The sequence below is a fragment of the Mycobacterium sp. genome (genome assembly GCF_052143115.1).
Taxonomy (GTDB): Bacteria; Actinomycetota; Actinomycetes; order Mycobacteriales; family Mycobacteriaceae; genus Mycobacterium.
Genome location: NZ_JBKQTQ010000164.1, coordinates 1 through 11,622 on the forward strand (window position 1 = coordinate 1; position 11,622 = coordinate 11,622).

12 protein-coding genes and 1 pseudogene are annotated in these 11,622 nt (G+C 65.3%); 11 read left to right on the top strand and 2 right to left on the bottom strand.

Annotated elements, in window-relative coordinates; translation table 11 throughout:
* The 10 genes and pseudogenes from ACLQI9_RS16835 to ACLQI9_RS16880 form a co-directional block, all read left to right on the top strand.
* A pseudogene (locus ACLQI9_RS16835) lies at positions 1-455 on the top strand (hydrogenase expression protein HypE); the annotation flags it as partial.
* 43 nt (positions 456-498) lie between these two features.
* Positions 499-2,298 carry a nickel-dependent hydrogenase large subunit gene (locus tag ACLQI9_RS16840; protein ID WP_442382270.1) on the top strand — a complete coding sequence of 600 codons (1,800 nt, stop codon included), beginning with the start codon at positions 499-501 and terminating at the stop codon, positions 2,296-2,298.
* Positions 2,299-2,301: 3 nt separating this feature from the next.
* Positions 2,302-3,243: a NifU family protein gene (locus ACLQI9_RS16845; protein ID WP_442382269.1), complete on the top strand. Its 942-nt coding sequence runs from the start codon at positions 2,302-2,304 to the stop codon at positions 3,241-3,243.
* Complete coding sequence (locus ACLQI9_RS16850) at positions 3,240-3,878, top strand: DUF5947 family protein (RefSeq protein ID WP_442382268.1); 639 nt, start codon at positions 3,240-3,242, stop codon at positions 3,876-3,878. Before ACLQI9_RS16845 ends, ACLQI9_RS16850 begins: the two co-directional genes overlap by 4 nt.
* 48 nt (positions 3,879-3,926) lie before the next feature.
* Complete coding sequence (locus ACLQI9_RS16855; protein ID WP_442382267.1) at positions 3,927-4,574, top strand: DUF6084 family protein; 648 nt, start codon at positions 3,927-3,929, stop codon at positions 4,572-4,574.
* Positions 4,571-5,935 (top strand): hypothetical protein, encoded by a 1,365-nt coding sequence (locus ACLQI9_RS16860; protein WP_442382266.1) that lies wholly within the window; start codon positions 4,571-4,573, stop codon positions 5,933-5,935. Before ACLQI9_RS16855 ends, ACLQI9_RS16860 begins: the two co-directional genes overlap by 4 nt.
* Entirely contained in the window at positions 5,923-6,042 is a 120-nt protein-coding gene (locus ACLQI9_RS16865) for a DUF6893 family small protein (protein ID WP_442382265.1), read from the top strand. Before ACLQI9_RS16860 ends, ACLQI9_RS16865 begins: the two co-directional genes overlap by 13 nt.
* 19 nt (positions 6,043-6,061) lie before the next feature.
* Positions 6,062-6,559 (top strand): hydrogenase maturation protease, encoded by a 498-nt coding sequence (locus ACLQI9_RS16870; RefSeq protein WP_442391943.1) that lies wholly within the window; start codon positions 6,062-6,064, stop codon positions 6,557-6,559.
* Positions 6,560-6,562: 3 nt separating this feature from the next.
* Positions 6,563-6,820: a HypC/HybG/HupF family hydrogenase formation chaperone gene (locus ACLQI9_RS16875; RefSeq protein WP_442382263.1), complete on the top strand. Its 258-nt coding sequence runs from the start codon at positions 6,563-6,565 to the stop codon at positions 6,818-6,820.
* Between the two features lie 101 nt (positions 6,821-6,921).
* On the top strand, positions 6,922-8,472 hold the full coding sequence (locus tag ACLQI9_RS16880) for an aldehyde dehydrogenase family protein (protein ID WP_442382262.1): 1,551 nt from the start codon (positions 6,922-6,924) through the stop codon (positions 8,470-8,472).
* Positions 8,473-8,479: 7 nt separating this feature from the next.
* Here ACLQI9_RS16880 and ACLQI9_RS16885 read toward each other — a convergent pair whose 3' ends face one another.
* Together ACLQI9_RS16885 and ACLQI9_RS16890 are read right to left on the bottom strand one after the other, a co-directional pair.
* Positions 8,480-9,868, bottom strand: coding sequence for a FadR/GntR family transcriptional regulator (locus ACLQI9_RS16885; protein WP_442382276.1), 1,389 nt, complete (start codon positions 9,866-9,868; stop codon positions 8,480-8,482).
* A 97-nt stretch (positions 9,869-9,965) separates the two neighbouring features.
* Entirely contained in the window at positions 9,966-11,159 is a 1,194-nt protein-coding gene (locus tag ACLQI9_RS16890) for a thiolase family protein (RefSeq protein ID WP_442382261.1), read from the bottom strand.
* Between the two features lie 60 nt (positions 11,160-11,219).
* Between ACLQI9_RS16890 and ACLQI9_RS16895 the strand changes: the two genes are divergently transcribed.
* Positions 11,220-11,573, top strand: coding sequence for a Zn-ribbon domain-containing OB-fold protein (locus ACLQI9_RS16895; RefSeq protein ID WP_442382260.1), 354 nt, complete (start codon positions 11,220-11,222; stop codon positions 11,571-11,573).
* Positions 11,574-11,622 lie beyond the last annotated feature (49 nt).

The following is an 11,622-nucleotide window of genomic DNA, read 5'->3' on the forward strand; positions in this document are numbered from 1 at the left end:
TGGCCACCGGGCAGGCACCGATGATCCCGCTCGACGACGCGCTGCGGCCACAGTGGTTGTTCGGCAATACCGTGCACGAGGGCTGTGACCGGGCCGGCTACTACGAGCAGGGCGACTTCGCCACCGAATACGGATCACCGAAATGCATTGTCAAACTTGGCTGCTGGGGCCCAGTGGTCAAATGCAACGTGCCCAAACGCGGATGGTTGAACGGTATCGGCGGCTGCCCCAACGTCGGCGGCATCTGCATCGGGTGCACCATGCCCGGGTTCCCGGACAAGTTCATGCCCTTCATGGACGAGCCGCCGGGCGGCAAGGTTTCCACCACCGCGTCAGGACTGTATGGCTCGCTGATCCGCAACCTGCGCGGTGTCACCGCGCGCACCGTGGACAAAGAGCCGAAGTGGCGACACAAGGGCGACAAACTCACGACGGGCGCACGCCGCACCTGGTAAGGCGCGACGCGGCATCTCAGCTGAAGATAGGGAGCTAAGTTCGATGACAACGATCATCCCGGAGCCGTCCCACGCGAAGCGCGAGCCCGGCCAACTCGTCGAAATGGCATGGGATCCGATCACCCGGATCGTAGGCAGCCTCGGCATCTACACCAAGATCGACTTCGAGAACCGCGAAGTCGTCGAGTGCCACAGCACATCGTCGATCTTCCGCGGCTACTCGATTTTCATGAAGGGCAAGGATCCTCGCGACGCCCACTTCATCACCAGCCGCATTTGCGGTATCTGCGGTGACAACCACGCCACCTGTTCCTGCTATTGCCAGAACATGGCCTACGGGGTCAAGCCGCCGCACCTGGGCGAGTGGATCGTCAACCTCGGCGAGGCCGCGGAATACATGTTCGACCACAACATCTTCCAGGAAAACCTGGTCGGCGTGGACTTCTGCGAAAAGATGGTCTCCGAGACCAACCCGGGTGTGCTGGCCAAAGCGGAAAACACCGCGGCTCCGCATGCCGACGCACACGGGTACAAGACCATCGCCGACATCATGCGGTCGCTCAACCCGTTCAGCGGGGAGTTCTACCGCGAGGCGCTACAAGTCAGCCGGTACACCCGAGAAATGTTCTGCCTCATGGAGGGTCGCCACGTACATCCATCGACGCTGTACCCCGGTGGAGTCGGCACGGTGGCGACCATTCAGTTGATGACCGACTACATGAGCCGCCTGATGCGCTACGTCGAGTTCATGAAGAAGGTCTTGCCCATGCACGACGATCTCTTCGACTTCTTCTACGAGGCGATGCCCGGTTACGAGAAGGTCGGTCTGCGCCGCACCCTGTTGGGCTGCTGGGGCTCGTTCCAGGACCCCGACGTGTGCAACTTCGCATACAAGGACATGGAGCGGTGGGGTAACGCCATGTTCGTCACACCGGGCGTGGTGGTCGACGGCAAGCTGGTGACACACTCGCTGGTCGACATCAACCTGGGTATTCGGATCCTTTTGGGCAGTTCGTATTACGACGACTGGACCGATCAGGAGACGTTCGTCAAGACCGACCCGCTGGGTAATCCGGTCGACCGGCGCCACCCGTGGAACCAGCACACCAACCCGCATCCGCAGAAGCGGGACATGGACGGCGGCAACTACAGCTGGGTGATGTCGCCACGCTGGTTCGACGGCAAGGACCACTTGGCTCTGGACACCGGCGGCGGTCCGCTGGCCCGGCTGTGGTCGACGGCGCTGGCCGGACTGGTCGACATCGGCTATGTGAAGTCCACCGGTCATTCGGTGCAAATCAACCTGCCCAAGACCGCACTCAAGGGACCGGTCGAGTTCGAGTGGAAGATCCCCCATCACGGGTCCAACACCATCGAGCGGGACCGGGCACGGACTTACTTCCAGGCTTACGCCGCCGCGTGTGCGTTGCACTTCGCGGAGAAGGCACTGGTTGAAATCCGGGCCGGCCGCACTAAGACCTGGGAGAAGTTCGACGTGCCCAAGGAAGGCATCGGCTGCGGGTTCACCGAGGCGGTGCGCGGAGTGTTGAGCCACCACATGGTGATTCGCGACGGCAAGATCGCCAACTATCACCCGTACCCGCCCACCCCGTGGAACGCGAACCCGCGCGACAGCTACGGCACACCGGGGCCCTACGAGGACGCGGTGCAGGGCCAGCCGATCTTCGAGGAGAACGACCGGGAGCACTTCAAGGGCATAGACATCATGCGCACGGTCCGCAGCTTCGACCCGTGCCTGCCCTGTGGTGTGCACATGTATCTCGGCAACGGCAAGACACTGGAGCGGCTGCACTCGCCGACGCAAACGGCGACCGGGGAGTGATGCATGGCTGATCGCCCCGAGGAGTTGCAGGGGGACGCGCAGTGGCGCTCGGCGGGCGATCGGATCCAGACGCTGCTGGACGCAACGGCGGCCAGTGGGGTGGCCGCGCGTGAGCGCGCCGAGCAGCTGGTCCGCGAAGTAGTCGAGCTCTACGGCGCGGGCCTGTCGCGAATCCTCGCGGCAGTCGGCGATCAGGCGGATCCGGGCATTCTGGACCGCCTGGTCGCCGACGACTTGGTGGCCAGCTTGCTGCTCGTGCACGGCCTGCACCCCTACGACGTGCGGCGACGGGTGTCCGACGCACTCGACCGGGTCCGGCCGTACCTGGGCTCGCACGGCGGCGATGTGCATCTGCTCGACATCGTCGGCGACACCGTGCAGCTTCAATTCGCCGGCAGCTGTAAGAGTTGCCCGTCGTCGGCGGTGACGCTGGAATTGGCCGTCGAGGACGCGATTCGGGCTGCCGCACCGGAGGTTTCGTCGATTGAAGTGGTGGCGCCCGACGCCGGCGCGGGAAAGTCGGCGACCGTGATCCCGGCCGAATCGCTGCTCGCTTCCGTCCATTCCAGGGCGCCCTCCAACGGCGGCGGCTCGGCGTGGCATCAGGTGCCCGACCTGGCCGACCTGGCTCCCGGGGAAGTCGGCGGTTTCTCGGTTGCCGGCGTGGTGGTGCTGGCCTGCCGGGTCGGCGACCAGTTGTACGCCTACCGTGATCACTGCCCGGCCTGCGAGGGATCCCTCGCCGGTGCGGCGCTGCATCGACCGGCCGCAGGGGGCGACCCGGTGCTGCGATGTCCGCGCTGTCACGCGCATTTCGATGTCGTGCACGCCGGGGCGGGCCTCGATGACGGCACCGAGCGCCACCTCGATCCCATCCCACTGCTGCTGCGCGAAGGGGTGCTGTCGCTCGCGGTGCCGGCCGAGCCGATGGGCGCGCCCGCATGACCACCCCTTACGACGTTCTGGCCCGCATCACCGGAAACCGGCGTGGGCCGGAGCCGGCCGGACAGCGGTGCGAGATGTGCTCGGAGCCGATCGCCGACGCGCACCAACACGTAGTGAATGTGCCTGGGCGGCAATTGATGTGCGTGTGCCGCGGCTGCTATCTGCTGTTCACCGACAGTCACGCGGAGCTGCGCTACCGCGCGGTACCGGACCGGTATCTATCATTTCCCGATTTCGCGCTCGATCGCCGCACCTGGGATGCGTTGCAGATCCCGGTCGGCCTGGCGTTCTTCTTCCGCAACTCGACGCTGGATCGCACCGTCGGGTTCTACCCGGGGCCGGCTGGGGCAACCGAATCCGAACTCGACCTTGACGCCTGGAGCGCAATCAGCGCAGCCGAACCCAGGGTCGGTCTGCTCGCCGACGACGTCGAGGCGCTGCTGATCCGCGTGCCCAGTGATGCAGAAGCCGACCGACCGCCCGAGTGCTACCTGGTCCCGATCGACGCCTGCTACGAGTTCGTCGGCGGACTACGAACGCGGTGGCGCGGCTTCGACGGTGGCCAAGAAGCGCGCGAGTTCATCGACGAGTTCTTCACCGCGCTCGCCGAGCGCAGTGTGGAGCAACGGCCGTGACTGCGCCAGCGACGATGCAGAGCGAAGCGATGAGGAGGAGCGGCGCTCATGACTGAGCCCGGCACCTCGTTCACCGTTGCCGACGTGGGCCCCGAGCCGTATGCGATCACGCCGATGCTGACCGCGCGCATCGCTGTCTCGGTGCCCGGCGATCAGCCGGTGCACGCGATCGCGCTGCGATGTCAGATCCGCATCGACCCGTTGCGGCGCGGTTATTCCGACGACGAGGCCGCCGGACTGACCGACTTGTTCGGACCACGGGAACGTTGGGCAACCACCCAGCACACGTTCCTGTGGCAGCACTGCGCGGCGATGGTACCGGGATTCACCGGCACCACCGAGGTCTCGCTCCCCCTGGAATGCACGTACGACTTCGAGGTGACGGCGGCCAAGTATCTGCACGCGCTGCGCGATGGCCTGGTCCCGCTGCAGTTCCTGTTCAGCGGAACGATTTTCATGGCGGGCCAGCAAGGGTTCTCGGTGCAGCAAGTACCGTGGGACTGCGAGGATCGCTACGACATGCCGGTGTCGGTGTGGCGGGACCTGATCAAGCAGCACTACCCCAACAGGGGATGGGTGCGCCTTGGCCACGACACGGTGGCGGCTCTGAACGCGTACAAGTCCGCGCGCGGCCTGTTGGGCCTCGACGACGCCGTCACTGAGTTACTGGCCCAAGCTCACGAGGAGGTCCGGTGAGCGCGAATTGGGACCGGGCCCGTACCATCGCCGACGCCGTACTCTACGAGGGCTACCTGCTGTACCCATACCGCGCATCGTCGCGGAAGAACCAAACCCGTTGGCAATTCGGGGTTTTAGGTCCGCCCGGTGCTGCTGATGCGGGCATCGGCGAGGATGACAGCCTCTCGGCGCAGTTCCTCGTTGACAGCGCGGATGGCATCAAGCTGGTCGTGCGTTTCCTGCAGTTGCAGCACCGGGCCGCCGAGCGCGACACCGGCGACGGGCGCTACCAACCGGTCGACGAACTGACCACGCCGGCCGGGTCGTGGCTCAGTTGGGACGAGGCCGTCGAAGTCGAATTGCCGTTCGGCCCCTTCGGCTTCGCCGCGCCAGCCGGGCCGTGGACGCTGCCGGTGACGGCGCCGCCGGGCAGCGATGTCGACGCGGTCGAGGGCGGCAGGCTGGTGCGAACCAGGGAAAGCATCCGCGGTGAACTGGGCGTCGGCGTCGAACACGTCGACGGCCTGAACCGCGTCACCGTCACCGTTCGCAACACCGCGCCAAGCATCGACCAGGCCGGGAAAGACTGGGCGATCGCCAAATCCATGATCGGCACCCACGTCATCGCAGAAGTCGTTGGCGGTGAGTTCATTTCGCTGCTGGATCCGCCCGATCGCGCGGCGACCGCGGCAGCTAACTGCCACCAGCACCGCTGTTTCCCGGTGCTGGCCGGCCCGCCCGACGAGACCGACCTGCTGCTGGTGTCACCGATCATCCTCTACGACCACCCGGAGATCGCGGAACAGAGTGAGGGTGCGCTTTACGACTCCACCGAGATCGACGAGATCCTGACCCTGCGGGTGATGACCATGACCGACGAGGAGAAGGCGCAGGCCCGCGCCACCGATCCGCTGGCCGCGCAGATCATCGACCGCTGCGATGCGATGTCACCCGAAGCGATGCAGCGCCTGCACGGCGTCTTGCGTGATCCCCACCTTGGTGAGCCCAGCGGCGAGCCGGGCCTCATTCCAGAGATACCCGACGGCGTGGAGTGGTGGGACCCACTGGCCGACAACGCTGTTCGTCCGGACATCGATGCAGTCCTGGTGAACGGTGTGCGGGTGTCGCGGGGCAGCCGGGTGCGGTTGCATCCGGGTCGACGCGCCGACGCGCAAGACCTGTTTTTCTTCGGCAAGACCGCTCGTGTCACCTCGGTGCACGAAGACGTCGACGGCAACCAGCACGTCGGAGTCGTCGTCGATGACGATCCGGCCGCCGACCTGCACGAGTGGTACGGCCGCTACCTGTACTTCGCACCCGACGAAGTCGAACCGCTCGAAACCACTACCACGGAAAGGAATTCCACATGGAGATCGTAGGGTGGGTGTTCATCGGCATACTTGGACTGATGGTGTTCTCGGCAGTGGTGCTGGGCCTGGTGTCCCTGCCAGATGCCCGGCGCTACCTGAAGATGCGGCACATGTAGCGGATTCGACCGCGGCGGTATGGCGTCCCGCATCCTGATAGCCGGCATCGGCAACATCTTCCTCGGCGACGACGGCTTCGGTCCCGAGGTGTTGCGTCACGTCTTCGACCGGGTCAACGGCTCCGACGGGGTGCGCGCCACCGACTACGGCATCGGGGGCATGCATCTGGCCTACGACCTGCTCGAGGACTGGGATGCGCTGGTACTCGTCGACGCGATCCCCAATCGCGGGTCGTCCGGGACGGTGCACGTGTTCGAGGCCGACCATGGATCACCGGATGCTCCAGCGGGCCTGGACGCACACGGCATGGATCCCGCGACGGTGTTCGCGAGTCTTCGCGCCCTGGGCGGGACTGCCCCGCGGACCATCGTGGTGGGATGCGAAGTCGCCGACGTCGCCGACGGAATGGGCTTGAGCGAGCCCGTCGAAGCCGCGGTCCCGGAAGCGGTGCGGGCGGTCGAATCGGTGGTGGCGATGTTGCGCGCCGAAGACGAAGCTCGGGTAGGAGAGGTTTGACAGATGTGTCTGGGGATTCCCGGCCAAGTAGTGCGGATGCTCGACGGCTACAACAACCAGGTCGCGCTGGTCGACGTCGTCGGTGAGCATCGCAAGGTCAATGTCGGCATGCTGCCGGAGGAAACATTCGCGCCGGGCGACTGGGTGATCATCCACATGGGCTTCGTCGTGGAGAAGACCGATAAGGCCGCCGCCGAGGAGGCGATGGCCGGTCTGGAGTTGATGGGCCGCGGCCGCAGCGAGCCGGACGGCATTAACTGATCTAGATTTGCGGAACCAACGTCTAACTCGCCGGAAGAAACGTAGCGTTCGTGCCAGCTGGCAAACGCCATGCGCATTCTCATTCGGCTGAGGTGATGGCAATGAGTACAGACACAGCGGCACCCACGAACCCGCCGAAAGCGGATGTCCCCCATGAAGTGGTGGTCACCTGCCCGGCCACCGGAAAGGTGGTCGGCCGCGTCCCGGTGGCGACGTCGGTGGAGGTCGAGGCGGTGGCGGCCCGACTGCGGGCGGCCCAGCCGGCTTGGCAGCGGATCGGTGTCGAGGGCCGCTCACGGTGGCTGGGTAAGTGGCGTGACTGGCTGCTCGACCACAGTGACGAGCTGTTGACGTTACTGCAGCTCGAAACGGGCAAGTCTTGGGGTGACGCCAACATCGAAATCGCCGGTGTGCAGATCATTAATTACTGGATCGACAACGCCGCCGATTTCCTCGCCGACCAGACTGTTCGCCCCTACGGCGCGGCCAACGCAGCGAACAAACTGACCATTGCCTACGAGCCGTATCCACTCGTCGGCGTGATCACGCCGTGGAACGGCCCGCTTTTGGTGCCGCTGTGCGACATTCCTGCAGCGTTGATGGCCGGTTGCGCCGTGCTGTCCAAGCCCTCGGAGGTCGCCCCGCTGGTGTGGCGGATGGCGGTCGACGGGTGGAAGCAGATCGGTGCACCGAACGTGCTCGACGCGGTGTACGGGTTCGGCCAAACCGGGGCCGCCTTGGTCAATCTGGTGGACAACGTGATGTTCACCGGGTCGGTCAATACCGGGCGCCGCATCGCCGTCGCGGCCGCGCAGCGACTGATCCCGTGCAGCCTGGAGCTCGGCGGTAAAGACGCGATGATTGTCTGCGCCGACGCCGACATTGACCGCGCCGCCGACGGCGCGGTCTGGGGCGCATTCACCCTCACCGGCCAAGCCTGCATATCGGTCGAACGGTGCTACGTCGAGGAACCGGTGTACGACGAGTTCGTCAGCAAGGTGGTGGCCAAAACCTCGAGGCTGCGCCAGGGCATGGACGCCGAACATGACTATTCCTGCGAGGTCGGCTCGATGACCACCGCGCAGCAACTCGCCATTGTGTCCGGCCACGTCGACGATGCCGTCAGCAAGGGTGCGAGGGTCCTGGTCGGGGGCAAGTCGAGCGACCCCGCCACTGAGGGACTGTTTTACCAGCCGACGGTGCTCGTCGACGTCGACCACGGCATGAAGTGCATGCGGGAAGAGACCTTCGGCCCGACCTTGCCGGTGATGAAGGTCCGTGATGTCGCCGAGGCGATCGAGAAGGCGAACGACTCCCCGTTGGGGTTGTCCGGCAGTGTGTGGACGCGAGACAAGAACAAGGGGATGGCGTTGGCGCGCAAAATGAACACCGGCATTGTGGACATCAACAATGTCCTCGCTTTCCAGTTCCCGGCACCGATGGAAGGCTGGAACGACTCGGGACTCGGTTCCCGCTCCGGCGGGGCCGACGGGATCCGGAAATACTGCCGCACCAAAAGTATTGTGGCCGGGCGGGTTACGATGAAAAAGGAGCCGCTCTGGTATCCCTACAGCCGCAAGAAGGGCAAGATTATCGCAGCCATGCTCCGTATGGCGTCGGCCAAAGACTGGCGGCGCCGACTCGGACGGTAACGCCGGGTCACAACCACCAGGACGCGGTGGCGTCCAAGTGACGACGCGTGCGGTAACGCGCGAGGCTGTCGTCGCCATCCGCGATTGCCTCGATGATTCGCAGGTGGGCGCGTTGCACGTCGACCAGATCGCTGTGGCTCGGGATCGGCTGCTCGGTGCTGACCCAGTGCCGGCGGAACACTTCGACGAGGATCCGTAGGAACAAGTCCAGCAAGGCATTACCGGCCAGCTGAGCCAGTCCGGTGTGGAACAGGAACTCTTCCATACCGGCCTTGCGCAGATCGTTGCCTGCCTCCTCGATAGTCAGCCGATGGGTGTCCAGGAACGCACGCACCTCCGGCGCGTCGCGGCGCTTCACCACCTTTGCGACGTTGTCGATCTCGATGGCGTCGCGGACCAACCGTAGGTCTTCGCCGCGGGGCTTGCGGTATTGCAGGTAGAGCGCGATGGTGTCAATGCTGGCCTGCGCCTGCGGTTCTGCCACCACCAGCCCGCCGCCGGGTCCGCGGCGCATCTTGGCCACCGCGTGGTGTTCCAGCAGCCGCACTGCTTCGCGCAGCACCGACCGGCTGACTCGATAACGTTCCAGCAGCTCGACTTCGGTCCCGAACACCTCCCCGATCTGACGGCCGCTAACGGCGATGTCGTCGCGGATGGCGGTCGCCAGCACCTCGGCGAGCTTGCCGTGCGGCGCCTGGCGGTACAGTCCGTTCCGGTTGCCCGGCCGGCTCGGAGGCTGGTGGTCTTGCAGCCACCTCGTCATCGATTCCGCGTGCCGTTCGCTCAGCGTCTTGGCCCGCGCCGAGTCGCCCGCGGTGACCGCATTGACGATATCCGCGTGTTCCTGACGCCTGCGGTCGATCGCCTCGAGGGCATCGCTCGCGGAGTCCAGCCGCGAATCTTCGGCGTACCGAACGGTCAACCGCATCAGGATGTCGATAAACAGTTGCAGGACAGGGTTTTTGGACTGCTCGGCCAGTGCTGCGTGGAACTCGTGATGCGGCGTCGACGGGTCGAGCGTACGGTCCTCCTCGGCCCGTAACACCGCGCGCAGCCGATCGATGCCGGCTTCATCAATCTGTTCTCCGGCAAGCGATGCCGCCAACGGCTCCAGCAGCAGCCGCGTATCGAGCAGCTCACCGGTCGTGGTGCCCAGGTACTCCAAATAGATGATGATGGCGTGAGTCGCCGGGGCGGCGTCGGGCTCGCAGACCAGCAGACCGCCGTTGGGCCCGCGACGCATGCGCGCGACTTGGTGGTGCTCGACGAGCCGAACGGCTTCCCGCAGCACCGATCTGCTCACTCGGTAACGCTGTTGCAGCGCTTGCTCGGAACCCAGAATTTGCCCGACCGGCCAGCCACGCCGAATGATGTCAGCCTCGATGCGACGCGCAATCTGTGAAGCTCGCTTATCGGACCGGTGCTCGGCGTCACTACCGGCTTTGAGATGCGGACGAGCTTCAGGGCTCAATTGCACGCCCGCACCAGGTCACTCAACATGTCAGCAGCATGCATCCGGCGATCGGACCGCCGCCCACGGCGGCCACCGCGACTTCGGGCCGGCGCTGCACCTGCCGCTCCCCTGCCTCACCGCGCAATTGCAAACAGGTCTCGTGCAGTAGCCAATAGCCGTGCATGCGGCCCGCCGACAGCTGCCCGCCGTAGGTGTTCAGCGGCAGCGTGCCGTCAAGGGCGATCCGCTCGGCCCCCTCGACGAACGGGCCCGCTTCGCCGTCAGCGCAGATGCCCAGGGCTTCCAGCCACGCGAAGGTGAGGAAGGTGAACCCGTCGTAAAGCTCGGCGAGGTTCAGATCGGCGGGCGTCAGATCGGTCCGCGACCACATCTGCGCCGCCGCGTCGGCGGATGCCATCTTTGGATAGTCGGCGCGGTGAAACCAGCCACCTGCGCCGTCCGTGCCCCCGATCGCCTCGACCTTCACCGCCCGGTGCGGACAGTCTTTGGCGTAGTCGGCGCCCGACACCACCATCGCGATCGACCCGTCGATCGGTACGTCGCAGTCCAGCAGCCCGAACGGTGTGGAAACCGGCCGCGCGGCCAGATAGTCATCCATGGTCATCGGATCCCGATAGACCGCAAGCGGATTCAATGCCGCATTACGCCTGCTGTTGATCGCCAGCCAGCCCAACTGCTCCTTGGTGGTTCCGTACAGCTCCATATGCCGACGGCAATTCAGCGACAGCCAATTCGCCGCGGAATAAGCATGGGCGGCAACCAGATCGTTGACATCGTCCATCGGGCCGACCACCGGCGGTTCTTCGCCTTCCGGCGTCTCGAACATCCGGGCGAGCGGCGGTGCCGGCGCATTCTCTTCCTTCTTCACCGGGACAGTGCCGCCCAGCATTTGAATCGTCCGGTAGATGACCACATGCCGGGTGTGGCCCTCGGACACCGCACGGCATGCCGACATCACCGGATTCAGCAGACCGCCAGTGCCGAACCCCGACCCACAGTCGGACGCTTCGATTTGCAGCGCGGCGAGGACTTCGGCGGCGGGGGTGTCGCCCAGAGTGGCAATGCCGTCGATGTCGGCCGCAGCCAGGCCGGCGTCGTCGATAGCGGCGCGGACCGCTTCCATGGTGAGCTCCAGCCCGGGAATGCCGGTGCGACGGCCGATTCGCGAGATGCCGATACCGGAAATGATCGCATCTTTTTCGAAATAGCTCATCTGCGCCGTCCGTTAGACCAACCCGCTGCACAACAACCCAAGTTAATAGAGTGTACTGTATTGCTCGTGTCGACCGAGGCGACGTCCCTGCTGCTCATCGAGCACTGCGACCATTGCGCGCACTGGGTGCACCCCGCGGCCGGCGAATGCCGGGATTGCGGCGGTCCGCTGGTCGCGCGGCCGGTATCGGGTCACGGCAGCGTATTCACCTACACGGTCAATTACCACGCCTTCAACCCGGCGCTTCCGACGCCCTACGTGATCGCCATCGTCGAGCTCGTCGAACAGAGTGGACTACGGGTAGCGGCGAATATCGTTGACTGTGAACCCGATTCAGTGACGTGCGGGATGCGCGTCGAGGCACTGCCGGAGCCTGGCACCGGCGGCGCGCCACGGTTCGCGCCCGCGGGCTAGCGCGAGCAGACGCAAAAGCCCCCGCACGCCCGGCGTGTCGGGGGCTTTT

Bases quoted from the DNA above. Each gene is read 5' to 3' on its own strand.
- ACLQI9_RS16875 (WP_442382263.1), top strand. From the start codon at position 6,563: ATGTGTCTGGGGATTCCCGGCCAAGTAGTGCGGATGCTCGACGGCTAC.
- ACLQI9_RS16840 (WP_442382270.1), top strand. From the start codon at position 499: ATGACAACGATCATCCCGGAGCCGTCCCACGCGAAGCGCGAGCCCGGC.
- ACLQI9_RS16890 (WP_442382261.1), bottom strand. From the start codon at position 11,159: ATGAGCTATTTCGAAAAAGATGCGATCATTTCCGGTATCGGCATCTCG.
- ACLQI9_RS16855 (WP_442382267.1), top strand. From the start codon at position 3,927: ATGACTGAGCCCGGCACCTCGTTCACCGTTGCCGACGTGGGCCCCGAG.
- ACLQI9_RS16870 (WP_442391943.1), top strand. From the start codon at position 6,062: ATGGCGTCCCGCATCCTGATAGCCGGCATCGGCAACATCTTCCTCGGC.
- ACLQI9_RS16845 (WP_442382269.1), top strand. From the start codon at position 2,302: ATGGCTGATCGCCCCGAGGAGTTGCAGGGGGACGCGCAGTGGCGCTCG.
- ACLQI9_RS16850 (WP_442382268.1), top strand. From the start codon at position 3,240: ATGACCACCCCTTACGACGTTCTGGCCCGCATCACCGGAAACCGGCGT.
- ACLQI9_RS16865 (WP_442382265.1), top strand. From the start codon at position 5,923: ATGGAGATCGTAGGGTGGGTGTTCATCGGCATACTTGGACTGATGGTG.
- ACLQI9_RS16880 (WP_442382262.1), top strand. From the start codon at position 6,922: ATGAGTACAGACACAGCGGCACCCACGAACCCGCCGAAAGCGGATGTC.